Source organism: Pseudomonas sp. yb_2 (assembly GCF_043103905.1).
GTDB classification, from domain to species: domain Bacteria; phylum Pseudomonadota; class Gammaproteobacteria; order Pseudomonadales; family Pseudomonadaceae; genus Aquipseudomonas; species Aquipseudomonas alloputida.
On record NZ_JBICKH010000001.1, the window covers coordinates 65,201 to 87,832 of the forward strand.

The window sequence follows — 22,632 nt, forward strand, 5'->3', positions numbered from 1 at the left end:
ACAGGGAGCATAGGCATTTTTCCTGCCAGTCTGTCCATTTGCCATGAACGCTTCGCGCTGCTTTGTCCTGATCGTGTGCCTTCTGACGTTCTGCTGCCCGGTCGTCCCTGCCTTGGCTGCGCAACCGGCAAACCAGGCTCAAACAGCTCAGGGTAAGCACGTGCCAAAAAAGGCGACTGCCAAGCCTGCACACAAGCCGGTCAGCAAAGCGGTTGCCAAGCCCTTGCCCAAGACAAATCTGGACCTCAGCCTGCCAGTCGAGATGGTCGACAACCTTGAGCCGAATGTGGGCACGCCTTCGCCAATCCAGCGGCGCAAACCTTTGTTGCCGCCCATGTTCACAGAAAAGCCAGAGACCAATGACAGTCCGTATCAGCTCAATGGCCGGCTTATCAACAACGAAATGCAGCTGCAACTGCGCAATGACAGCCGTCATGACGTGGAAGGAGCCGCCATCGATTTCGAGTATCGCCAATAGGCGGGAGCTGACTGCCAGGTCACAGCAGATTTCATCGTGCCAGCAATTTCAAACGACTGTTTGAGCGGTTACTATCCAGGGACGTTCGTCCCGTTTTGTTCCAGGGAGTCCTGATTTTGGTGAATAGCCATGCAATGCCGTGAGGGTTGTGGTGCCTGCTGCATCGCCCCGTCCATCACTTCTGCGATGCCGCGAATGCCCAATGGCAAGCCGGCGGGTGAGCGCTGCCTGCACCTGACTGCGGCCAACCTTTGCGACCTGTTCGGCAAGCCTGAGCGGCCGGCGGTGTGCGGTGGTTTCAAGGCAGATGCCGAGGTGTGCGGCAGTGATCGTGACGAGGCAATCAGGATTCTTGGCTGGTGGGAGCAGATGACGGCGGCGTGACAGGCTGGATCTTCGACAACAAGGATAAACATGATGAGATCGTTCAAGCGTATTGCACTGCTGTGTGGTGTGGGTGTTCTGCTGTCGCCTGTGGCCTGGGCTGAAAACTGGCAAGTGGCCAAGGACGAGGACGGGATCAAGGTGTCCCTCAGTGAGGTGGCCGGGTCCAAGTACAAGGCCTATCGCGGTGTGACCGTGATCAAGGCGCCGCTGGCCAAGGTCGAGGCGCTGCAGGAGGACGTGTCCGGGGCCTGTGCCTGGATTCACGAATGCAAGTCGCAGAAGCTGCTCAAGCACGAAGGTGACCAGAGCTGGACCTATACCCAGTTCAATACGCCATGGCCGGTGACGCCGCGTGATTCCGTGCTGCACATTACGACCATCAAGGAGGCGGATGGCAGCCTGACCCGTAACCTGAAAGAAGAGCCGACTTACCTGCCGGAAGAGAAGGGTTTTGTTCGGGTGGCAAAAGTCGACGGCTTCTGGAAGCTGGTGCCCAAGGGTGACAGCACTGAAGTGACCTACCAGGTGCACACCGAGCCAGGTGGTAGCGTGCCGGCGATGGTGGCCAACAAGTTCGTGGTGGATGCGCCGTTCAATACCCTGAAAGGGCTGCGTGAGCGGGCGGAGAAAAACTGAGGTTTTGTGGTGTCTGTGCCGGCCTCTTCGCGGGCTTGCCCGCTCCCACAGGTACAGCGCAGCCCTCGAGATCTGTGCAGTACCTGTGGGAGCGGGCAAGCCCGCGAAGAGGCCGGTACAGGACAAATAAAAAAGGCTGCCCGAGGGCAGCCTTCTTGCGTTCGGCTACTGCAGCTTACTTGCGGTCTTTCAGGGCAACGATGTCGCGCTTCTGCTCGCCGGTGTACAGCTGGCGCGGACGGCCGATCTTGTACGGGCTGGAGAGCATTTCTTTCCAGTGCGAGATCCAGCCCACGGTACGTGCCAGGGCGAAGATCACGGTGAACATGCTGGTCGGAATGCCGATCGCCTTGAGGATGATCCCCGAGTAGAAGTCGACGTTCGGGTACAGCGAGCGCTCGATGAAGTAAGGATCGGTCAGGGCGATCTCTTCCAGGCGCATGGCCAGTTCCAGCTGCGGGTCGTTCTTGATGCCCAGCTCGCGCAGGACTTCGTCGCAGGTCTGCTTCATCACGGTGGCGCGCGGGTCGCGGTTCTTGTACACGCGGTGACCGAAGCCCATCAGCTTGAACGGGTCGTTCTTGTCCTTGGCCTTGGCGATGAATTTGTCGATGTTCGAGACATCGCCGATTTCATCCAGCATGGTCAGTACGGCTTCGTTCGCACCGCCGTGGGCCGGGCCCCACAGTGCGGCGATACCGGCGGCGATACAGGCGAACGGGTTGGCACCCGACGAGCCTGCCAGACGAACGGTGGAGGTAGAGGCGTTCTGCTCGTGGTCGGCGTGGAGGATGAAGATCCGGTCCATTGCCTTGGCCAGCACCGGGCTGATCGGTTTGATCTCGCACGGGGTGTTGAACATCATGTGCAGGAAGTTTTCCGCGTACGACAGGTCGTTGCGCGGGTACATCATCGGCTGGCCCATGGAGTACTTGTAAACCATCGCAGCCAGGGTCGGCATCTTGGCGACCAGGCGCACCGCGGAGATTTCGCGGTGTTGCGGGTTATTGATATCCAGGGAGTCGTGATAGAACGCCGACAGGGCGCCGACTACACCGCACATCACCGCCATCGGGTGAGCGTCGCGACGGAAGCCGTTGAAGAAGGACTTCAGCTGCTCGTGAACCATGGTGTGGTTCTTGACGGTGCTGACGAACTGGGCCTTCTGCTCGGCATTCGGCAGTTCGCCATTGAGCAGCAGGTAGCAGGTTTCGAGGTAGTCGGACTGTTCGGCGAGTTGCTCGATCGGGTAGCCGCGGTGCAGCAGGATACCTTTGTCGCCGTCAATATAGGTGATCTTCGACTCGCACGAGGCAGTCGCCATGAAACCTGGGTCGAAGGTGAAGTGACCAGTGGCCCCTAACCCGCGGACGTCGATTACATCAGGACCAACGGTGCCGGTTAAAATGGGCAGCTCGACGGGGGCAGCGCCCTCGATGACCAACTGCGCTTTTTTGTCAGCCATGTGGCCTCCTATTAATGCTTGAAATCATCAGACAGACCCCCCACGCAGGGCCCGCACCACTATAGAGGGATAAATTCAGATGTCAATTTGCCTAAAGGCTTGTTGAATCAGGCATTCAAGCCTGATTTTTCCCGAAATTCTCGCCCATTTACGCCTTTTGTTCATTAAAGGCAATGCGCTATTTGGGCTACCCCGTCACGTTGTCATAAGCAGCCTAACTGTCTATACTCGGCACCCGACCGCCAGGGGCTTGCAAGCCCGAACTGCTGGGGGTCGCCGTTCCCTGGGTGGTGGGTACCTGACCAGTACACTTACCAACAACTTTGCCCTGATTCGCTAGGGGCTCTTCAGTGTGAAAAAAGCCGTGAAAAGCCAACGACCTGTAAACCTAGACCTAAGGACCATCAAGCTCCCCGTCACTGCGTACACGTCCATCCTGCACCGTATCTCCGGCGTCATCCTGTTCATCGGCCTTGCCATCATGCTTTATGCACTGGGCAAGTCGCTGGGTTCCGAGGAAGGCTTCGGTGAGGTGAAGGCGTGTCTGACCAGCCCGCTGGCCAAGTTCGTGACCTGGGGCCTGCTGTCCGCCCTGCTTTATCACCTCGTGGCAGGTGTTCGTCACCTGATCATGGACATGGGTATCGGTGAGACGCTGGAAGGCGGCAAGCTGGGCTCGAAAATCGTGATCGTCATCTCCGTGGTGCTGATCGTTCTGGTGGGAGTTTGGGTATGGTAACCAATGTCACGAACCTGTCGCGTTCGGGCCTCTATGACTGGATGGCGCAGCGCGTTTCTGCGGTCGTTCTCGCGGCTTACTTCCTCTTCCTGATCGGCTACGTGGTCGCCCACCCAGGCATCGACTACACCCAGTGGCATGGTCTGTTCTCCAACAACGCGATGCGGATCTTCAGTCTGCTGGCCCTCGTTGCCCTGGGCGCTCACGCCTGGGTCGGCATGTGGACCATTGCAACCGACTACCTGACGCCTATGTCGTTCGGCAAGTCGGCAACTGCGATTCGTTTCCTGTTCCAGGCGGTATGCGGCGTTGCGATGTTCGCTTACTTCGTCTGGGGTGTGCAGATTCTCTGGGGTATCTGATCCATGGCTAGCATTCCAACCATTTCCTTCGACGCCATCATCATCGGTGGCGGCGGCGCCGGCATGCGCGCAGCGCTGCAACTGGCTCAAGGCGGCCACAAGACTGCCGTAGTCACCAAGGTCTTCCCGACCCGTTCGCACACCGTATCCGCCCAGGGCGGCATCACCTGCGCCATCGCTTCGGCCGACCCGAACGACGACTGGCGCTGGCACATGTACGATACCGTCAAGGGTTCCGACTATATCGGTGACCAGGACGCTATCGAATACATGTGTCAGGAAGGCCCGGCTGCGGTCTTCGAACTGGACCACATGGGTCTGCCGTTCTCGCGCACCGAAACCGGCCGCATCTATCAGCGCCCGTTCGGTGGTCAGTCCAAGGACTTCGGTAAAGGTGGCCAGGCCGCCCGTACCTGTGCCGCTTCCGACCGTACCGGTCACGCGCTGCTGCACACCCTGTACCAGGGCAACCTGAAGGCGGGCACCACGTTCCTCAACGAGTACTACGCAGTTGACCTGGTGAAAAACCAGGACGGCGCATTCGTGGGTGTGATCGCCATCTGCATCGAAACCGGCGAAACCCTGTACATCAAGTCCAAGGCCACCGTGCTGGCCACTGGCGGTGCGGGCCGTATCTACGCGTCCACCACCAACGCCCTGATCAACACCGGTGACGGTATCGGCATGGCCCTGCGTGCAGGCGTGCCGGTGCAGGACATCGAAATGTGGCAGTTCCACCCGACCGGTATCGCCGGCGCCGGTGTACTGGTCACCGAGGGTTGCCGCGGTGAAGGTGGCTACCTGATCAACGCCCACGGCGAGCGCTTCATGGAGCGTTACGCGCCGAACGCCAAAGACCTGGCCGGCCGCGACGTGGTTGCCCGTTCCATGGTCAAGGAAATCATCGCCGGCAACGGCGTGGGCCCGAACAAGGACCACGTACTGCTGAAGCTGGACCACCTGGGCGAGGAAGTGCTGCACAGCCGCCTGCCAGGTATCTGCGAACTGTCCAAGACCTTCGCCCACGTCGACCCTGTGGTCGCGCCGGTGCCGGTCGTGCCGACCTGCCACTACATGATGGGCGGCGTTGCCACCAACATTCATGGCCAGGCCATCACCATGGACGCCGACGGCCAGGATCACATCATCCCGGGCCTGTTCGCCGTAGGTGAAGTGGCGTGCGTATCGGTTCACGGTGCCAACCGCCTGGGCGGCAACTCGCTGCTCGACCTGGTGGTGTTCGGCCGTGCTGCCGGCCTGCACCTGGAGAAGGCGCTGAGCGAAGGCGTGGAATACCGCGACGCCAGCGACACCGACGTCGATGTTGCCCTGAACCGCCTGAACAAGCTCAACGAGCGTACCAGCGGTGAAGACGTTGCCAGCCTGAAGCGCGAGCTGCAGAGCTGCATGCAGAACTACTTCGGTGTATTCCGTACTGGCGAATACATGCAGAAGGGTATCGAGCAGCTGGCCGGTCTGCGTGACCGTATCGCCAACGTCAAGATCAACGACAAGTCCCAGGCCTTCAACACCGCGCGTATCGAAGCGCTGGAGCTGCAGAACCTGCTGGAAGTCGCCGAAGCTACCGCCATCGCGGCCGAAGCCCGTAAAGAGTCCCGCGGCGCTCACGCCCGTGAAGACTTCGAAGACCGTGACGACGAAAACTGGCTGTGCCACACCCTGTACTACCCGGGTGAGAAGCGCGTTGCCAAGCGCGGCGTCAACTTTGCGCCGAAGACTGTTCCAGCCTTCGAACCAAAAGTCCGGACTTACTAAGGGTGGCTGCTATGTTGAAAGTCGAAGTTTATCGTTACAACCCGGACACCGACTCGGCGCCAAAAATGGAGTCGTTCGACGTCGATACCGGCGGCAAGGACCTGATGGTGCTGGATGTATTGGCACTGATCAAGGAAAAGGACGAGGGTTTCTCGTACCGTCGCTCCTGCCGTGAAGGCGTTTGCGGTTCCGATGGCATGAACATGAACGGCAAGAACGGCCTGGCCTGCATCACCCCGCTGTCGGCGGTGGTGAAGGGCGGCAAGCTGGTTCTGCGTCCTCTGCCAGGCCTGCCGGTCATTCGTGACCTGGTGGTCGATATGAGCATCTTCTACAAGCAGTACGAGAAGGTGAAGCCGTTCCTGCAGAACGACACCCCGGCCCCGGCCATCGAGCGCCTGCAGTCGCCGGAAGACCGTGACAAGCTGGACGGCCTGTACGAGTGCATCCTGTGCGCTTGCTGCTCGACTTCCTGCCCGTCGTTCTGGTGGAACCCGGACAAGTTCCTGGGCCCGGCAGCATTGCTGCAAGCCTACCGCTTCCTTGCCGACAGCCGCGATACCAAGACTCAGGAGCGCCTGGCGTCCCTGGATGACCCGTTCAGCGTATTCCGCTGCCGCGGGATCATGAACTGCGTAAACGTTTGCCCGAAAGGTCTGAACCCGACCAAGGCAATCGGTCACGTACGTAACATGCTGCTGCAAAGCGGCACCTGATACAAAGCGTTGTACCTGCAGTAAGCCGAGGTGCGGGTGGTGAGCCTGCACTGAGGTAAAACCCGAACAAGGGCCCACAAAGCCCGCGTTCATTACCTATGAAGATATGAGACCAGCAGGGGCTTTCCGGGCTGGTACCCGGAAAATCAGCAGGATCCAAGTGGCGTGGTTCAGTCGCTGTTTTCGGACTTTTCCAGGTTTGCTGTGGCTCTCGCCGATCAGTCCCCTAATCGAGGGTGACCAAGCATGCAAGAAAGCGTGATGCAGCGCATGTGGGATAGCGCCCACCTTTCAGGTGGTAACGCTGCATATGTGGAAGAGCTCTACGAGCTCTACCTGCACGACCCTAACGCTGTGCCAGAAGAGTGGCGCACTTACTTCCAGAAGTTGCCAGCCGACGGCAGCACCGCTACTGATGTATCGCACTCGACAATCCGCGACCATTTCGTACTGCTGGCAAAGAACCAGCGCCGCGCCCAACCGGTTTCCGCCGGGAGCGTGAGCAGTGAACACGAGAAGAAGCAGGTTGAAGTTCTGCGACTGATCCAGGCCTATCGTATGCGCGGCCATCAGGCTGCCAAGCTCGACCCGTTGGGGTTGTGGCAGCGTCCTGCGCCCGTAGACCTGTCGATCAATCACTACGGCTTGACCAATGCCGATCTTGATACGACCTTCCGTGCCGGCGACCTGTTCATCGGCAAAGAGGAGGCGAGCCTACGCGACATCTTCGATGCACTCCAGAAGACATATTGTCGCACCATTGGCGCCGAATTCACCCACATCGTCGATTCCGAGCAGCGCAGCTGGTTCCAGCAGCGGCTGGAAAGCGTGCGCGGCCGTCCGGAGTATTCCGCTGACGTGCAGGCCCACCTGCTCGAGCGCGTAACCGCCGGTGAGGGCCTGGAAAAGTACCTGGGCACCAAGTACCCGGGCACCAAGCGATTCGGCCTTGAAGGCGGCGAGAGCCTGATTCCGATGCTGGATGAAATGATCCAGCGTTCCGGCTCTTACGGCGCCAAGGAGGTCGTGATCGGCATGGCCCACCGTGGCCGCCTGAACGTGCTGGTGAACACCTTCGGCAAGAACCCGCGCGAGCTGTTCGACGAGTTCGAAGGCAAGAAGATGAACGAGCTGGGCTCCGGTGACGTGAAGTATCACCAGGGCTTCTCCTCGAACGTGATGACCCCGGGTGGCGAAGTGCACCTGGCCATGGCGTTCAACCCGTCCCACCTGGAAATCGTTTCGCCGGTGGTCGAGGGTTCGGTGCGCGCCCGTCAGGACCGCCGCAACGACACCGTTGGCGACAAGGTGGTGCCGATCTCGATCCACGGCGACGCTGCGTTCGCTGGCCAGGGCGTGGTCATGGAAACCTTCCAGATGTCGCAGACCCGCGGTTTCAAGACCGGCGGTACCGTGCACATCGTGATCAACAACCAGGTTGGTTTCACCATCAGCAACCCGCTGGATGCGCGCTCCACCGAGTACGCGACCGACGTTGCCAAGATGATCCAGGCACCGATCCTGCACGTGAACGGCGATGACCCGGAAGCCGTGCTGTTCGTTACCCAGCTGGCCATCGACTACCGCATGCAGTTCAAGCGTGACGTGGTCATCGACCTGGTCTGCTACCGTCGCCGTGGCCACAACGAGGCTGACGAGCCTAACGGCACCCAGCCGCTGATGTACCAGCAAATCAGCAAGCAGCGCACTACCCGTGAGCTGTATGCCGAGCAGCTGATCCAGGCCGGTCGCATCGACGCCGAGCGCGCTCAGGCCAAGATCGACGAGTACCGCAACGCGCTGGACAATGGCCTGCACGTGGTGAAAAGCCTGGTCAAGGAGCCGAACCGCGAGCTGTTCGTCGACTGGCGTCCGTACCTGGGCCATGCCTGGACCGCGCGTCACGACACCCGTTTCGACCTCAAGACCCTGCAGGATCTGTCGGCCAAGCTGCTCGAGCTGCCGGAAGGTTTCGTGGTCCAGCGTCAGGTGTCGAAGATCTACGAAGACCGTCAGAAGATGCAGGCCGGTGGCTTGCCGATCAACTGGGGTTATGCAGAGACCATGGCTTACGCCACCCTGCAGTTCGAAGGTCACCCGATCCGCATGACCGGCCAGGACATCGGCCGTGGCACCTTCTCGCACCGTCACGCGGTGCTGCACAACCAGAAGGACGCCAGCACCTACATTCCGTTGCAGAACCTGTTCCCAGGCCAGCCACGTTTCGATCTGTACGATTCGTTCCTGTCCGAGGAGGCGGTACTGGCCTTCGAATACGGCTACTCCACCACCATGCCGAACGCGCTGGTGATCTGGGAAGCCCAGTTCGGCGACTTCGCCAACGGTGCGCAAGTGGTGATCGACCAGTTCATCACCAGTGGTGAGCACAAGTGGGGCCGCCTGTGCGGTCTGACCATGCTGCTGCCACACGGCTATGAAGGGCAGGGGCCGGAGCACTCCTCCGCGCGTCTGGAGCGTTACCTGCAGCTGTGCGCCGAGCACAACATCCAGGTCTGCGTACCGACGACGCCGGCACAGATTTACCACCTGCTGCGTCGCCAGGTCATTCGCCCGCTGCGCAAGCCGCTGGTAGTCCTGACGCCGAAGTCGCTGCTGCGCCACAAGCTGGCCATCTCGACCCTGGAAGACCTGGCAGAAGGCTCGTTCCAGACCGTGATCCCGGAAATCGACGCAATCGATCCGGCCAAGGTCGAGCGTCTGGTGCTGTGCAGCGGCAAGGTCTACTACGACCTGCTGGAAAAACGCCGTGCCGAAGGCCGCGAAGACATCGCCATCCTGCGTATCGAGCAGCTGTATCCGTTCCCTGAGGACGATCTGGTCGAAATCCTCGCCCCTTACACCAACCTCAAGCATGCGGTCTGGTGTCAGGAAGAGCCGATGAACCAGGGCGCCTGGTACAGCAGCCAGCACCACATGCGCCGTATCCTGGGCCGCCACAACAAGGCACTGGTCCTGGAATACGCCGGTCGCGACGCTTCTGCCGCGCCAGCCTGTGGTTACGCTTCGAAGCACGCCGAACAGCAGGAAAAACTGCTGCAAGACGCCTTCACTGTCTAACGCCTTCGCGCACCTGAAACCGAATTTAAGGAAACACAGATAATGGCTATCGAGATCAAAGCCCCAACCTTCCCGGAATCGGTTGCCGATGGCACCGTTGCCACCTGGCACAAGAAGCCGGGCGAAGCCGTCAAGCGTGACGAGCTGATCGTCGACATCGAGACTGACAAGGTTGTCCTGGAAGTACTGGCTACTGCCGATGGCGTGCTGGGCGACATCGTCAAGGGCGAGGGCGACACTGTCCTGTCCGACGAATTGCTGGGTTCGATCGTTGAGGGCGGTGCTGCCGCTGCGCCTGCCGCGGCAGCCGCCCCTGCTGCTGCTCCGGCCGCTGCTGCCGCTGACGCCGGCGAAGATGACCCGATCGCAGCCCCGGCCGCGCGCAAGCTGGCTGAAGAAAACGGCATCGACCTGGCTACCGTTGCAGGTACCGGTAAAGGCGGTCGCGTCACCAAGGAAGACGTGGTTGCTGCTGTTGCCAAGAAGAAGTCGGCTCCTGCCGCTGCACCGGCTGCCAAGCCTGCCGCTGCTGCCGCTGCCCCGGTTGTCGTCGCCGCTGGCGACCGTACCGAGAAGCGTGTGCCGATGACCCGCCTGCGTGCCAAGATCGCCGAGCGCCTGGTCGAAGCCCAGTCGAACATGGCGATGCTGACCACCTTCAACGAAGTGGACATGACCGAAGTCATGGCCCTGCGTTCGAAGTACAAGGACCTGTTCGAGAAGACCCACAATGGCGTGCGCCTGGGCTTCATGTCGTTCTTCGTCAAAGCCGCTACCGAAGCGCTGAAGCGCTTCCCGGCCGTCAACGCCTCGATCGACGGCAACGACATCGTCTACCACGGCTTCGCCGACGTCGGTGTTGCCGTGTCCAGCGACCGTGGCCTGGTGGTGCCGGTGCTGCGTAACGCCGAGTCGATGAGCCTGGCTGAAATCGAGAACGGCATCGCTACCTTCGGCAAGAAGGCCCGTGACGGCAAACTGTCCATCGAAGAGATGACCGGTGGCACCTTCACCATCACCAACGGTGGCACCTTCGGTTCGATGATGTCGACCCCGATCGTCAACCCGCCGCAGGCCGCCATTCTCGGCATGCACAACATCATCCAGCGCCCGATGGCCATCAATGGCCAGGTCGTGATTCGCCCGATGATGTACCTGGCGCTGTCGTACGATCACCGCCTGATCGACGGCAAGGAAGCGGTAACCTTCCTGGTCACTATCAAGAACCTGCTGGAAGATCCGTCCCGCCTGCTGCTGGACATCTAACCCTCTGGCTGCGTACCGTGCCGGGCCTGGCTTCGCAAGAAGCCAGGCCGCGCGGTTCGCGGCTTGTAGCTTGTAGCTGATAAGGAATCTTTTATGACCCAGAAATTCGACGTAGTGGTAATCGGTGCAGGCCCAGGCGGCTATGTGGCTGCCATCAAGGCTGCCCAACTTGGTCTGAAGACTGCCTGTATCGAGAAGTACACCGACGCCGAGGGCAAACTGGCCCTGGGCGGCACCTGCCTGAACGTAGGTTGCATTCCTTCCAAGGCGCTGCTGGACAGCTCCTGGAAGTACAAGGAAGCCAAAGAGAGCTTCAACGTCCACGGTATCTCCACGGGCGAAGTGAAGATGGACGTCGCCGCGATGGTTGGCCGCAAGGCCGGCATCGTCAAGAACCTGACCGGTGGCGTTGCCACCCTGTTCAAGGCCAACGGCGTCACTTCGATCCAGGGCCACGGCAAGCTGCTGGCCGGCAAGAAAGTCGAAGTCACCAAGGCTGACGGCACCACCGAAGTCATCGAAGCCGAGAACGTGATCCTGGCTTCCGGCTCGCGCCCGATCGACATTCCGCCGGCCCCGGTCGACCAGAACGTCATCGTCGACTCCACCGGCGCCCTGGAATTCCAGGCCGTACCGAAGCGCCTGGGCGTTATCGGTGCAGGCGTGATCGGCCTGGAGCTGGGTTCGGTTTGGGCTCGCCTGGGTGCTGAAGTGACCGTCCTGGAAGCCCTGGACACCTTCCTGATGGCTGCCGACACCGCCGTGTCGAAAGAAGCCCAGAAGACCCTGACCAAGCAAGGCCTGGACATCAAGCTGGGCGCTCGCGTCACCGGCTCGAAAGTCAACGGCAACGAAGTCGAAGTGACCTACACCAACGCCGAAGGCGAGCAGAAGATCACCTTCGACAAGCTGATTGTTGCCGTCGGCCGTCGCCCGGTGACTACCGATCTGCTGGCTGCCGACAGCGGCGTGACCATCGACGAGCGTGGCTACATCTTCGTCGACGATTACTGCGCCACCAGCGTTCCGGGCGTGTACGCCATCGGTGACGTGGTACGCGGCATGATGCTGGCCCACAAGGCTTCGGAAGAGGGCATCATGGTCGTCGAGCGCATCAAGGGCCACAAGGCCCAGATGAACTACGACCTGATCCCGTCGGTCATCTACACCCACCCGGAAATCGCGTGGGTCGGCAAGACCGAACAGGCCTTGAAGGCCGAGGGCGTTGAGGTTAACGTGGGCACCTTCCCGTTCGCGGCCAGCGGCCGTGCGATGGCTGCCAACGACACCGGTGGTTTCGTCAAGGTCATCGCCGATGCCAAGACCGACCGCGTTCTGGGTGTTCACGTGATTGGCCCATCGGCTGCCGAACTGGTGCAGCAGGGCGCAATCGCAATGGAATTCGGCACCAGTGCCGAGGATCTGGGCATGATGGTCTTCAGCCATCCAACCCTGTCCGAAGCGTTGCATGAAGCAGCGCTGGCGGTGAATGGCGGCGCCATTCACGTGGCCAACCGTAAGAAGCGTTAATTATAAGAAACCACGGCGGGCTGCCCGTCGTGAGTCTTGCGTGCATGACTCACCGCGGAAAGTCCGCCGGACCGGATCACACGGGAAACCCGGGGTCAACGGTCACAGGTGGTGCGGCGCCACTGATGGCGCAGCGCCGAAGCGCAGTACCTAACGAAGACGGTAAAAAGCATGAATCTTCACGAGTATCAGGGTAAGCAGCTGTTCGCTGAGTACGGCCTGCCAGTTTCCAAGGGTTTCGCAGTCGACACCCCTGAGCAAGCTGCAGAAGCCTGCGACAAGATCGGCGGGAACGAGTGGGTTGTAAAAGCCCAGGTTCACGCGGGTGGTCGCGGTAAAGCGGGCGGCGTAAAGCTGGTTCGCAGCAAGGAAGACGCCAAGGCGTTCGCTGCACAGTGGTTGGGCAAGAATCTGGTTACCTACCAGACCGATGCCAACGGTCAACCCGTCTCCAAGATTCTGGTCGAATCCTGCACTGACATCGCCAAAGAGCTGTACCTGGGCGCTGTAGTCGATCGTTCGAGCCGCCGTATCGTGTTCATGGCTTCCACCGAAGGTGGCGTGGACATCGAGAAAGTCGCTCACGAAACGCCTGAGAAAATCCTCAAGGCCACCATCGACCCACTGGTCGGCGCTCAGCCGTTCCAGGGTCGCGAGCTGGCTTTCCAGCTGGGCCTGGAAGGCAAGCAAGTTCAACAGTTCGCCAAGATCTTCGTTGGCCTGGCCAAGCTGTTCAAGGATCATGACCTGGCGCTGCTGGAAGTGAACCCGCTGGTGATCAAGGCCGATGGCGACCTGCACTGCCTCGATGCCAAGATCAACATCGACGCCAACGCCATGTACCGTCAGCCGAAGCTGAAAACCTTCCACGACCCGTCGCAGGACGACGCCCGTGAAGCCCACGCTGCCAAGTTCGAACTGAACTACGTTGCCCTTGAAGGCAACATCGGCTGCATGGTCAACGGTGCCGGCCTGGCCATGGGTACCATGGACATCGTCAACCTGCACGGCGGCAAGCCGGCCAACTTCCTCGACGTTGGCGGTGGTGCTACCAAAGAGCGCGTTACCGAAGCGTTCAAGATCATTCTGTCCGACAGCAATGTCGCGGCCGTTCTGGTCAACATCTTCGGCGGCATCGTTCGCTGCGACATGATTGCCGAAGGCATCATCGGTGCAGTGAAAGAAGTCGGCGTTAAAGTTCCGGTCGTCGTTCGCCTCGAAGGCAACAACGCCGAACTGGGCGCTAAAGTACTGGCAGAAAGCGGTTTGAACATCATTGCGGCAACCAGCCTGACCGACGCTGCTCAACAAGTTGTCAAAGCTGCGGAGGGCAAGTAATGAGCGTCCTGATCAATAAAGATACCAAAGTCATCTGCCAGGGCTTCACCGGCTCGCAGGGTACTTTCCACTCCGAACAGGCCATTGCCTACGGCACCAAGATGGTCGGCGGCGTAACCCCAGGCAAGGGTGGCACCACCCACCTGGGCCTGCCGGTGTTCAACACCGTCAAGGAAGCCGTGGAAGCGACCGGCGCTGACGCTTCGGTCATCTACGTACCGGCTCCGTTCTGCAAAGACTCGATCCTGGAAGCTGCCTTTGGCGGCATCAAGCTGATCGTCTGCATCACCGAAGGCATTCCTACCCTGGACATGCTGGATGCCAAGGTCAAGTGCGACGAGCTGGGCGTGACCCTGATCGGCCCTAACTGCCCAGGTGTCATCACCCCGGGCGAGTGCAAGATCGGCATCATGCCAGGCCACATCCACTTGCCAGGCAAGGTCGGTATCGTTTCGCGTTCCGGCACTCTGACCTACGAAGCTGTGAAGCAGACCACCGACGCCGGCTTCGGCCAGTCGACCTGCGTCGGCATCGGCGGTGACCCAATCCCGGGCTCCAACTTCATCGACATCCTGAAGCTGTTCCAGGAAGACCCGAAGACCGAAGCGATCGTCATGATCGGTGAGATCGGCGGTTCGGCTGAAGAAGAAGCTGCGGCCTACATCAAGGCCCACGTCACCAAGCCTGTCGTTTCCTACATCGCCGGTGTTACTGCACCTGCAGGCAAGCGCATGGGCCACGCTGGCGCCATCATCTCCGGCGGCAAGGGCACTGCGGATGAGAAGTTCGCCGCCCTGCAGGACGCGGGTGTGAAAACCGTGCGTTCCCTGGCTGACATCGGCAAGGCCCTGGCCGAGCTGACTGGCTGGGAAGCCAAGAAGTAATACTGCTACACCCCCCACGCGCACAGAGGCCACCTTCGGGTGGCCTTTGTCGTATGTGGGGTTTGTAGGAGCGGTTTTACCCGCGAAGAGGCCGGTGCTGGCAATAGAGATTCTTCGATAGGTTTGATAGGAATTTTCACGCAGACGAATGTTTCAATCCGAGGATAATACCTGCCGTCCTCGGTCACACAGACGACAAACATGTACGCACATCGGACAAGCAGCACTGTGCCAGTGCGTTTGACTGACAAACCAGTTACATTACGCGTTCACTCTGTGCCCGTACCCCAAAAGGGAACGACACGCTAAACGGGTCTGGCCTATCAAGCCGGGCAGCATTTCCCCTTACCCAAAGGGAAATCCCCTCTCGAATCCCGATTTCAGCAGTGTGGTACTACCTTAAATGAAAGTTCTCAAAGGCCAGGATATCCTGGCGCTTGGCTTTATGACGTTTGCGCTTTTCGTGGGTGCAGGCAATATCATCTTCCCGCCTATCGTCGGCCTGCAGTCTGGCCCGCACGTATGGATGGCGGCCCTGGGCTTCCTGGTCACTGCCGTGGGCCTGCCGGTCATCACGGTGGTCGCCCTGGCCAAGGTCGGTGGCGGCATGGATGCACTGAGCAGCCCGATCGGCAAGTTCTTCGGCGGCCTGCTGGCAGCCGTGTGCTACCTGTCGGTCGGCCCATTGTTCGCCACCCCGCGTACCGCGACCGTGTCGTTCGAAGTGGGCGTTGCACCGCTGACCGGTGAAAGCCCGCTGGCGCTGTTCATCTACAGCCTGGTGTACTTCATCGTCGTGCTGGCCGTGTCCATGTACCCTGGCAAGTTGCTCGACACCGTGGGCCGCTTCCTGGCACCGTTGAAGATCATTGCCCTGGCCGTACTGGGCATCGCTGCCTTCGCGCTGCCCGCCGGTAGCATTGGTGACGCACAGCCTGCCTATGCTGCCGCTGCGTTCTCCAAGGGCTTCTCTGATGGCTACCTGACCATGGATACCCTGGGTGCCCTTGTGTTCGGTATCGTCATTGTCAATGCCATTCGCTCGCGCGGTGTCGAGTCGCCGAGGCTGATTACCCGCTACGCCATCATCGCCGGCCTGATCGCCGGTGTCGGGCTGGCCCTGGTCTACATCAGCCTGTTCCGCCTGGGTGCCACCAGCCACGACATCGCGGCTGACGCCACCAACGGTGCGGCGGTGCTGCATGCCTACGTACAGCATACCTTCGGCTCCCTGGGCAGCGGCTTCCTGGCCGTGCTGATCGCGCTGGCCTGCCTGGTGACCGCGGTTGGCCTGACCTGTGCCTGCGCCGAGTACTTCAGCCAGATCCTGCCGCTGTCGTACCGCGCGCTGGTGGTGATCCTCGCCGGCTTCTCGCTGCTGATTTCCAACCTTGGCCTGACCAAGCTGATCATGTTCTCGATCCCGGTGCTCACCGCCATTTATCCGCCGTGCATCGTGGTGGTTGGCCTGAGCTTCGTGAAAGACCTGTGGAACTCGCCAACGCGCATCCTGGCACCCGTGATGCTGGTATCGCTGTTGTTCGGCATGGTCGATGCGATCAAGGGCAGCAGCCTTGCCCACGTGTTGCCAGACTTCATGGCGCACCTGCCATTGAGTGATGCCGGCATGGCCTGGCTGGTACCTTCGGTGGTGACCCTGGTGGGTGCCGTGGCCTGCGACCGCATGCTCGGCAAGCCGCGCGAGGCGCTGGCCTGACCGGACAAGTGGAAGCCTGAGGGCGGCACCGGCCACAAGCCGAAGGGTGCCCGCCAAGGGTGAAAACAAGAGAGCCCCGTCTCCGAAAGGATGCGGGGCTTTTTGCTGTTTGCCGGTTTCGGCCGCTTCGCAGCAGGTAATGCATTTTTCAGTGTGCAGGTGTGCCTTTTGCCGCTTGCCAGCGTCGAAATCCGGTCCCTATCCTTTAGGCACATGGCCCTTTCGGTAACCCTGCATGAACTTCATCCAAAGCAACCTCAACAACCTGCTGGCCATCGCCTGGTTCGCCCTGTGCTGGGGTGGCTATACCCGCTATGCGATCTGGAAGGGGCGCGACACCGCGTGCCTGGCCAGCGTGCTGCACTTGTACCGCGAAGACTGGATGCGCCGCATGCTGCTGCGCGACAACCGCATCGCCGATGCCAGCGTGATCGGTAACCTGGAGCGCAACGCTTCGTTCTTCGCCTCCAGCACCCTGATCATTCTGGCTGGCATCCTCACCGTGCTCGGTGCCTCCGACCGGGCACTGTCATTGCTGGCCGACCTGCCGCTGGTTCAGCAAACATCCCAGGGCATGTCGGAGATCAAGCTGCTGTGCCTGGCCATGGTATTTGTCTATGCCTTCTTCACGTTCAGCTGGTGCATGCGCCAATACAACTTTGCCGCTGTGCTGGTGGGCTCGGCGCCGATGATCGGCGAACGGCTGGTCAATGAGCTGGAGCGCAAGGCGTTCGCTTCCCGCGCGGCACGGGTATTGTCGTTGGCGGCTAACCAGTTCAACCTGGGGCTGCGTTCGTATTACTTCGGCATGGCCATGTTGAGCTGGTTTATCAGCCCATGGTTGTTCATGGCGATGAGTGTGGGAGTAGTGCTGATTCTGTACCGTCGAGAGTTCCATTCGGATGTACTCGATGTGATGGTGTTCACACCGACCGAAAGTGTACTGTCGGAGCCGGCCAAGGAAAGCTCGGTTGTTTCCAACTGAAACGATTAATCGAAAGTTCGCAGGCACAAAAAAACCCGACATCGTCGGGTTTTTTTGTTTTAGCCAATTACTGCTTGGCAGGTTCTGCCGGTGTAGTAGGAGCCGGAGTAGCCGGAGCGGCTTCTTCGGCAGCCTTCTGCTCGGCTTCGGCCTGATCTTTGGCAGCTTCGGCGTTTTCCTCGGCGGCTTCGTTCATCTTATCCTGAGCTTCACCCATTTTTTCCTGGGCTTGCTCGGCGTGTTGCTGTGCGTCCTGGGCTTTGTCTTCGCTCGCTTTATCGCAAGCAGCCAGGCCCATGGCAGCGGCCAGCATCAGAGCAAAAGCAAAAGGTTTACGCATGGGGGTGTTTCTCCTTGGTGGAATAAGTGACTTGTTCCTTCGAGTACAACTACGCGGAATAAGTTCAACGAAGATTACAGATATATAACGTCCCGTTCTACATGGACTTTTTAACGAATTTATGCCGCTGCCCTGCGGCCGATGGGAACAGCCGATGAGCGATTCAACCTTGATGGCAATGGCCGAGCGCTTTCTCTCGGCGTTAAAACATTGTCAGCTGTTGCAGATGCGCGTGGCGCAGGCTGATGGCGATGGCATGACCCTGGTCCTGCCGTGGTCGCCGGCGATTGTCGGCAACCCGCAAACCGGTGCCGTGCACGGCGGTGCGCTGACCACGCTGATGGACACCACCTGTGGCATGGCCACATTGTGTGTGCTGCCGCGCTTCGAAGTGTGCCCGACGTTGGACCTGCGTATCGACTACATGCACCCGGCTGAGGCCGGCAAGGACATCTATGGCCACGCCCAGTGCTACCGTGTTACCCGCGACGTGATCTTCACCCGTGGCACCGCCTACCAGGACGACCCCGACCAGCCCATCTGCCAGGTGGTGGGCACGTTCATGCGCCTGGGCCAGGACATCAAGGGCGGCATCCGTTTCGGCGACAGTCTGAAGGAGGGCAAGGCATGATTCCGCACGCGGTACGCCAGCAGCTCAACGCCGCCCATGCGGTGGGCGACTATCGACCGTTGCTGGCACTGATTCCCTATGCCGGGCTGATCGGCATCGAATGCGAGCGTCAGGGCGATGACGTGTTGTTCCGCCTGCCGGCCAGCCCGGACAATATCGGCAACCCACTGCTACCGGCCATCCATGGCGGCGTGATCGCCGGCTTCATGGAGCTGTCGGCAGCGCTGTACCTGCTGATCTACAGCGAGAGCGCAAGCATTCCGAAGATCATCGACTTTTCCATCGACTACCTGCGCGCCGGGCATTTTCGCGATACCTACGCCCAGTGCCAGCTGTGGCGCCAGGGCCGGCGGGTGACCAATGTGGCCATCACCGCCTGGCAGGGCGACAGGCAGTCGCCGATTGCCACGGCCCGTGCGCATTTCAAGATCGAACCGGAAAAGCCCTTGAAATCATCCGGGCAGCCCCCATCTGCATGACATCCGCCGTTAACGCTGGCCGAACCGGCCGCCAGGCGCCAACGCCATCAGATCGGAGTTTCGAAGACCATGACTGTGGAAACACAAAAGGAAACGCTGGGCTTCCAGACCGAGGTGAAGCAACTGCTGCACCTCATGATTCACTCGCTGTACTCGAACAAGGAAATCTTCCTGCGGGAGCTGATTTCCAACGCTTCCGACGCCGCCGACAAGCTGCGTTTCGAAGCCCTGGCCAAGCCAGAGCTGTTCGAGGGCGATGCTGACCTGAAGATTCGCCTGAGCTTCGACAAGGACGCCGGTACCGTGACCCTCGAGGACAACGGCATCGGCATGAGCCGCGAAGACGTCATTGCCCACCTGGGCACCATCGCCAAGTCCGGTACTGCCGACTTCATGAAGAACCTCACCGGTGACCAGAAGAAGGACTCGCACCTGATCGGTCAGTTCGGCGTGGGCTTCTACTCCGCGTTCATCGTTGCCGACAAGGTCGACGTGTACAGCCGCCGTGCCGGCCAGCCAGCGGCCGAAGGTGTGCACTGGTCGTCGAAAGGCGAGGGCGAATTCGAAGTCGCCACCATCGACAAACCACAGCGCGGTACCCGTATCGTCCTGCACCTGAAGAAGGACGAGCAGGAGTTCGCCGATGGCTGGCGCCTGCGCAACGTGGTCAAGAAATACTCCGACCACATCGCCCTGCCGATTCAACTGCCGAAAGAGCAGGCCGCCACCGAAGGTGAAGAGCAGCCGGCCGAAGAGTGGGAAACCGTCAACCGCGCCAGCGCCCTGTGGACCCGTTCGCGCACCGAAGTGAAGGACGAGGAGTACCAGGAGTTCTACAAGCACATCGGCCATGACTTCGAAAACCCGCTGGCCTGGAGCCACAACAAGGTCGAAGGCAAGCTCGAATACAACTCGCTGCTGTACGTGCCGGCCCGTGCGCCGTTCGACCTGTACCAGCGCGAAGCGCCGCGCGGCCTGAAGCTGTACGTGCAGCGTGTGTTCATCATGGACCAGGCCGAGTCGTTCCTGCCGCTGTACCTGCGCTTCATCAAGGGTGTGGTTGATTCCAATGACCTGTCGCTGAACGTGTCGCGTGAAATCCTGCAGAAAGACCCGATCATCGATTCGATGAAGACCGCGCTGACCAAGCGTGTGCTGGACATGCTGGAGAAGCTGGCGAAGAACGAACCCGAGAAATACAAGGGCTTCTGGAAAAACTTCGGTCAGGTGCTGAAAGAGGGCCCGGCCGAAGACTTCGCCAACAAGGAGAAAATCGCCGGTCTGCTGCGCTTTGCGTCCACCCAGGACGACAGCGGCGAGCAGAGCGTCGCCCTGGCCGACTACCTGGCCCGCGCCAAGGAAGGTCAGGACAAGATCTACTATCTCACCGGCGAGTCGTACGCGCAGGTCAAGAACAGCCCGCACCTGGAAGTCTTCCGCAAGAAAGGCATCGAAGTGCTGCTGCTCACTGATCGCATCGACGAGTGGCTGATGAGCTACCTCAACGAATTCGACGGCAAGGCCTTTGTCGATATTGCCCGTGGCGACCTGGACCTGGGCAAGCTGGATTCGGAGGAAGACAAGAAAGCCCAGGAAGAAGTCGCCAAGGACAAGGAAGGTCTGGTCGAGCGACTGAAAGGTGCGCTGGGTGACAGCGTGGCCGAAGTACGCGTATCGCACCGCCTGACCGACTCGCCGGCGATCCTGGCCATTGGCGAGCAGGACCTGGGCCTGCAGATGCGCCAGATCCTGGAAGCCAGCGGGCAGAAAGTGCCGGAGTCCAAGCCGATCTTCGAGTTCAACCCGAGCCACCCGCTGATCGAGAAGCTGGATCACGAGCAGAGCGAAGACCGTTTCGCCGAGCTGTCGCACATCCTGTTCGATCAGGCGGCCCTGGCGGCCGGTGACAGCCTGAAGGACCCGGCGGCTTACGTTCGTCGCCTGAACAAGCTACTGGTCGAGCTGTCTGCTTGAGTTGATGCACAGCAAAGCCCGCTTCGGCGGGCTTTTTTATGACGAGTGCCAAAGGAGTGCTTGATGAGCAAAGTAATCGTCGAATCGCTGGTTTATCACCTGTCTGGCAAGACCTACGAAAGCCGTTTGGTCTATGAGCCGGGTGCGCTGGGCCGCCCAGGGCTGGTGATGGCGCCGAACTGGATGGGCATTGGTGAAGGTGCCGAGCGCATTGCCAAGGAAGTGGCCGAGAAGGGCTATGTGGTGCTGATCGCCGACCTGTACGGGCAATCGGTGCGCCCGTCCAATGCCGATGAGGCAGGCGTGGCGATGATGCCGCTGAAGAATGACCGTGGCGAACTGCGCAAGCGCATGCAGGAGGCCTTGGCGCAATTGCTGGGGCAGTCGAAGGCGTTGCTGGAGCCTGGCAAGGTGGCCACCTTCGGCTTCTGCTTCGGTGGCTGCTGTGCCTTGGAACTGGCCCGTAGCGGCGCCGACCTGCGTGCGGCCGTGTCGTTCCACGGCACCCTGGACACGCCGAATCCTGAAGATGCCAAGCGCATCAAGGGCTCGGTGCTGGTGTTGCATGGTGCCTCCGATCCATTGGTGCCTAAAGAGCAGCTGCCGGCATTCGAAGACGAGATGAACGCAGCCAAGGTGGACTGGCAGTTGCTCAGTTATGGTGGCGCGGTGCACTCGTTTACCGACCCGAATGCCAATATGCCGGGCAAGATGCAGTATGACCGGCGCACTTCCGAGCGAGCGTTCCGTTCGATGCATAATCTGCTGAGTGAAGTGTTCCAGCGCTGAGATTGCAGGGGGCTGCTTTGCAGCCCTTCGCGGGTGAACCCGCTCCTACGCGACGGTGGACTGCGCCCAACCGCCGACCTGTGCCCATCCCCGATCACCGAGGTAACTCGATCCTCGAATGTTCCCCCGGCACCACCGGCCAATCCCCCGCAGCCCACCTGGCCCGGGCCCGCTCGATCAGTTCCGGGTCGCTGGCCACGAAATTCCAGTTCATCCGACGCGGCCCATCCAGCGGTGCGCCGCCAATCAGTACCAATTGGCATTCACCCTCCGCATACAACGTCACCTCTTCCCCTTCCGGCAGTACCACCAGGCTGCACGGCTCCACGTCTTCATCGTTCATCATCAACTCACCATCGAGTACGTACAGCGCTCGCTGCACATGCTCGGTCGGTACCAGCAAGGTGGTCGCCGGTTGCATCCGGACATGCGCATAAAGGGTAGGGGACAGCACCGGCACCGGTGACGCCAGGCAGAACCCGCTGCCAGCAATCATGCAGATACGCACACCCAGGCTGTCACTGACGGGCAAGCTCGCGGCGGGGTGATGGCTGTAGCTTGCCGGGCCTTGCTCAAACTCGCGTGGCGATGCCAGCCATACCTGCAGCCCATGCAGGCGTGAACCATGGGCCAGGGCATCTTCCGGGGTGCGCTCGACATGGGCGACGCCGCTGCCTGCGGTCATCCAGCTGACATCACCGGGCAGCACCCGCTGCGCCGAGCCGAGGCTGTCCTTGTGCAGGATTGCGCCTTCGAACAGGTAGGTCAGCGTCGACAAGCCGATATGCGGATGCTGGCGGATGTCCATGCCATGCCCCGGGGCATAGTCTGTTTCGAGCATGTGGTCGAAGAACACGAACGGGCCGACGCTGCGGCACTGGGCTGACGGCAGCGGGCGCAGGATCGGCTGGCCCTCGACCGTCTCGGCTCGGGGGTGGATGACCAGTGGGCTGCTCATGGGGAAGGCTCCAGGCACGGTGGAAGTGCCTCAAGCATAGCGGTTTGCCCGCCGTGGCTGAACCGTCTTGGCGGCCGCCTGGTCTACTGGGTTCGTACTTGCAT

The 22,632-nt window shown here is 60.6% G+C and carries 21 protein-coding genes; 18 read left to right on the forward strand and 3 right to left on the reverse strand.

Annotated features, from left to right (window positions below; all coding sequences use genetic code 11):
* Positions 1–43 precede the first annotated feature (43 nt).
* The 3 genes from ACF8FB_RS00190 to ACF8FB_RS00200 all read left to right on the forward strand — a co-directional run bounded on the left by ACF8FB_RS00190 (position 44) and on the right by ACF8FB_RS00200 (position 1,501).
* Positions 44–478, forward strand: coding sequence for a hypothetical protein (locus ACF8FB_RS00190; RefSeq protein ID WP_010954953.1), 435 nt, complete (start codon positions 44–46; stop codon positions 476–478).
* Positions 479–607: 129 nt separating this feature from the next.
* Positions 608–862 carry a YkgJ family cysteine cluster protein gene (locus ACF8FB_RS00195; RefSeq protein WP_010954952.1) on the forward strand — a complete coding sequence of 85 codons (255 nt, stop codon included), beginning with the start codon at positions 608–610 and terminating at the stop codon, positions 860–862.
* Between the two features lie 33 nt (positions 863–895).
* Positions 896–1,501 carry an START domain-containing protein gene (locus ACF8FB_RS00200; protein WP_049588216.1) on the forward strand — a complete coding sequence of 202 codons (606 nt, stop codon included), beginning with the start codon at positions 896–898 and terminating at the stop codon, positions 1,499–1,501.
* 175 nt (positions 1,502–1,676) lie between these two features.
* Here ACF8FB_RS00200 and gltA read toward each other — a convergent pair whose 3' ends face one another.
* The gene (gene gltA, locus ACF8FB_RS00205; protein WP_003254218.1) at positions 1,677–2,966 is read right to left on the reverse strand and encodes a citrate synthase; all 1,290 of its coding nucleotides are present in this window, start codon (positions 2,964–2,966) and stop codon (positions 1,677–1,679) included.
* Positions 2,967–3,318: 352 nt separating this feature from the next.
* Between gltA and sdhC the strand changes: the two genes are divergently transcribed.
* The 11 genes from sdhC to ACF8FB_RS00260 all read left to right on the forward strand — a co-directional run bounded on the left by sdhC (position 3,319) and on the right by ACF8FB_RS00260 (position 17,357).
* Positions 3,319–3,705 (forward strand): succinate dehydrogenase, cytochrome b556 subunit, encoded by a 387-nt coding sequence (gene sdhC, locus ACF8FB_RS00210; RefSeq protein WP_008091902.1) that lies wholly within the window; start codon positions 3,319–3,321, stop codon positions 3,703–3,705.
* Positions 3,699–4,067, forward strand: a complete 369-nt coding sequence (gene sdhD, locus ACF8FB_RS00215; RefSeq protein ID WP_003254214.1) for a succinate dehydrogenase, hydrophobic membrane anchor protein — start codon at positions 3,699–3,701, stop codon at positions 4,065–4,067. The genes sdhC and sdhD overlap by 7 nt, the downstream gene beginning before the upstream one ends.
* Positions 4,068–4,070: 3 nt before the next feature.
* Positions 4,071–5,843 carry a succinate dehydrogenase flavoprotein subunit gene (gene sdhA / locus ACF8FB_RS00220; RefSeq protein ID WP_003254213.1) on the forward strand — a complete coding sequence of 591 codons (1,773 nt, stop codon included), beginning with the start codon at positions 4,071–4,073 and terminating at the stop codon, positions 5,841–5,843.
* 11 nt (positions 5,844–5,854) lie between these two features.
* Positions 5,855–6,559: a succinate dehydrogenase iron-sulfur subunit gene (locus ACF8FB_RS00225; protein ID WP_003254212.1), complete on the forward strand. Its 705-nt coding sequence runs from the start codon at positions 5,855–5,857 to the stop codon at positions 6,557–6,559.
* A 246-nt stretch (positions 6,560–6,805) separates the two neighbouring features.
* Positions 6,806–9,637, forward strand: a complete 2,832-nt coding sequence (locus ACF8FB_RS00230) for a 2-oxoglutarate dehydrogenase E1 component (protein ID WP_010954951.1) — start codon at positions 6,806–6,808, stop codon at positions 9,635–9,637.
* 42 nt (positions 9,638–9,679) lie between these two features.
* A complete protein-coding gene (gene odhB / locus ACF8FB_RS00235) occupies positions 9,680–10,903 on the forward strand; it encodes a 2-oxoglutarate dehydrogenase complex dihydrolipoyllysine-residue succinyltransferase (RefSeq protein WP_010954950.1) in 1,224 nt (407 codons plus the stop codon).
* 93 nt (positions 10,904–10,996) lie between these two features.
* Positions 10,997–12,433, forward strand: a complete 1,437-nt coding sequence (gene lpdA, locus ACF8FB_RS00240; protein ID WP_003254207.1) for a dihydrolipoyl dehydrogenase — start codon at positions 10,997–10,999, stop codon at positions 12,431–12,433.
* A 171-nt stretch (positions 12,434–12,604) separates the two neighbouring features.
* Complete coding sequence (gene sucC / locus ACF8FB_RS00245) at positions 12,605–13,771, forward strand: ADP-forming succinate--CoA ligase subunit beta (protein WP_003254205.1); 1,167 nt, start codon at positions 12,605–12,607, stop codon at positions 13,769–13,771.
* Positions 13,771–14,655, forward strand: a complete 885-nt coding sequence (sucD, locus tag ACF8FB_RS00250) for a succinate--CoA ligase subunit alpha (protein ID WP_003254203.1) — start codon at positions 13,771–13,773, stop codon at positions 14,653–14,655. Before sucC ends, sucD begins: the two co-directional genes overlap by 1 nt.
* A 403-nt stretch (positions 14,656–15,058) precedes the next feature.
* On the forward strand, positions 15,059–16,372 hold the full coding sequence (brnQ, locus tag ACF8FB_RS00255; RefSeq protein WP_010954948.1) for a branched-chain amino acid transport system II carrier protein: 1,314 nt from the start codon (positions 15,059–15,061) through the stop codon (positions 16,370–16,372).
* A 235-nt stretch (positions 16,373–16,607) separates the two neighbouring features.
* On the forward strand, positions 16,608–17,357 hold the full coding sequence (locus ACF8FB_RS00260) for a DUF599 domain-containing protein (protein WP_010954947.1): 750 nt from the start codon (positions 16,608–16,610) through the stop codon (positions 17,355–17,357).
* A 67-nt stretch (positions 17,358–17,424) separates the two neighbouring features.
* On the opposite strand, the gene ACF8FB_RS00265 is transcribed toward ACF8FB_RS00260, so the two are convergent.
* Positions 17,425–17,697, reverse strand: a complete 273-nt coding sequence (locus tag ACF8FB_RS00265) for a hypothetical protein (RefSeq protein ID WP_019437947.1) — start codon at positions 17,695–17,697, stop codon at positions 17,425–17,427.
* A 154-nt stretch (positions 17,698–17,851) separates the two neighbouring features.
* On the opposite strand from ACF8FB_RS00265, the gene ACF8FB_RS00270 reads away from it, so the two are divergent.
* The 4 genes from ACF8FB_RS00270 (at position 17,852) to ACF8FB_RS00285 (ending at position 21,570) form a co-directional block, all read left to right on the forward strand.
* Positions 17,852–18,328 (forward strand): PaaI family thioesterase, encoded by a 477-nt coding sequence (locus ACF8FB_RS00270; protein WP_010954945.1) that lies wholly within the window; start codon positions 17,852–17,854, stop codon positions 18,326–18,328.
* On the forward strand, positions 18,325–18,807 hold the full coding sequence (locus ACF8FB_RS00275; protein ID WP_003251519.1) for a PaaI family thioesterase: 483 nt from the start codon (positions 18,325–18,327) through the stop codon (positions 18,805–18,807). The genes ACF8FB_RS00270 and ACF8FB_RS00275 overlap by 4 nt, the downstream gene beginning before the upstream one ends.
* Positions 18,808–18,876: 69 nt before the next feature.
* Positions 18,877–20,781 (forward strand): molecular chaperone HtpG, encoded by a 1,905-nt coding sequence (gene htpG, locus ACF8FB_RS00280; RefSeq protein ID WP_010954944.1) that lies wholly within the window; start codon positions 18,877–18,879, stop codon positions 20,779–20,781.
* Positions 20,782–20,844: 63 nt separating this feature from the next.
* On the forward strand, positions 20,845–21,570 hold the full coding sequence (locus tag ACF8FB_RS00285; RefSeq protein WP_010954943.1) for a dienelactone hydrolase family protein: 726 nt from the start codon (positions 20,845–20,847) through the stop codon (positions 21,568–21,570).
* Positions 21,571–21,664: 94 nt separating this feature from the next.
* Here the strand turns inward: ACF8FB_RS00285 and ACF8FB_RS00290 are convergent, their stop codons facing one another.
* Entirely contained in the window at positions 21,665–22,528 is an 864-nt protein-coding gene (locus ACF8FB_RS00290) for a pirin family protein (RefSeq protein ID WP_392509080.1), read from the reverse strand.
* Positions 22,529–22,632 lie beyond the last annotated feature (104 nt).

Bases quoted from the DNA above. Each gene is read 5' to 3' on its own strand.
- ACF8FB_RS00275 (WP_003251519.1), top strand. From the start codon at position 18,325: ATGATTCCGCACGCGGTACGCCAGCAGCTCAACGCCGCCCATGCGGTG.
- sucC (WP_003254205.1), top strand. From the start codon at position 12,605: ATGAATCTTCACGAGTATCAGGGTAAGCAGCTGTTCGCTGAGTACGGC.
- gltA (WP_003254218.1), bottom strand. From the start codon at position 2,966: ATGGCTGACAAAAAAGCGCAGTTGGTCATCGAGGGCGCTGCCCCCGTC.
- sdhA (WP_003254213.1), top strand. From the start codon at position 4,071: ATGGCTAGCATTCCAACCATTTCCTTCGACGCCATCATCATCGGTGGC.
- ACF8FB_RS00290 (WP_392509080.1), bottom strand. From the start codon at position 22,528: ATGAGCAGCCCACTGGTCATCCACCCCCGAGCCGAGACGGTCGAGGGC.
- ACF8FB_RS00200 (WP_049588216.1), top strand. From the start codon at position 896: ATGAGATCGTTCAAGCGTATTGCACTGCTGTGTGGTGTGGGTGTTCTG.
- ACF8FB_RS00190 (WP_010954953.1), top strand. From the start codon at position 44: ATGAACGCTTCGCGCTGCTTTGTCCTGATCGTGTGCCTTCTGACGTTC.
- sucD (WP_003254203.1), top strand. From the start codon at position 13,771: ATGAGCGTCCTGATCAATAAAGATACCAAAGTCATCTGCCAGGGCTTC.
- htpG (WP_010954944.1), top strand. From the start codon at position 18,877: ATGACTGTGGAAACACAAAAGGAAACGCTGGGCTTCCAGACCGAGGTG.
- sdhD (WP_003254214.1), top strand. From the start codon at position 3,699: ATGGTAACCAATGTCACGAACCTGTCGCGTTCGGGCCTCTATGACTGG.
- ACF8FB_RS00225 (WP_003254212.1), top strand. From the start codon at position 5,855: ATGTTGAAAGTCGAAGTTTATCGTTACAACCCGGACACCGACTCGGCG.
- brnQ (WP_010954948.1), top strand. From the start codon at position 15,059: ATGAAAGTTCTCAAAGGCCAGGATATCCTGGCGCTTGGCTTTATGACG.
- ACF8FB_RS00285 (WP_010954943.1), top strand. From the start codon at position 20,845: ATGAGCAAAGTAATCGTCGAATCGCTGGTTTATCACCTGTCTGGCAAG.
- ACF8FB_RS00230 (WP_010954951.1), top strand. From the start codon at position 6,806: ATGCAAGAAAGCGTGATGCAGCGCATGTGGGATAGCGCCCACCTTTCA.
- ACF8FB_RS00195 (WP_010954952.1), top strand. From the start codon at position 608: ATGCAATGCCGTGAGGGTTGTGGTGCCTGCTGCATCGCCCCGTCCATC.
- odhB (WP_010954950.1), top strand. From the start codon at position 9,680: ATGGCTATCGAGATCAAAGCCCCAACCTTCCCGGAATCGGTTGCCGAT.
- ACF8FB_RS00270 (WP_010954945.1), top strand. From the start codon at position 17,852: ATGAGCGATTCAACCTTGATGGCAATGGCCGAGCGCTTTCTCTCGGCG.
- ACF8FB_RS00265 (WP_019437947.1), bottom strand. From the start codon at position 17,697: ATGCGTAAACCTTTTGCTTTTGCTCTGATGCTGGCCGCTGCCATGGGC.
- lpdA (WP_003254207.1), top strand. From the start codon at position 10,997: ATGACCCAGAAATTCGACGTAGTGGTAATCGGTGCAGGCCCAGGCGGC.
- ACF8FB_RS00260 (WP_010954947.1), top strand. From the start codon at position 16,608: ATGAACTTCATCCAAAGCAACCTCAACAACCTGCTGGCCATCGCCTGG.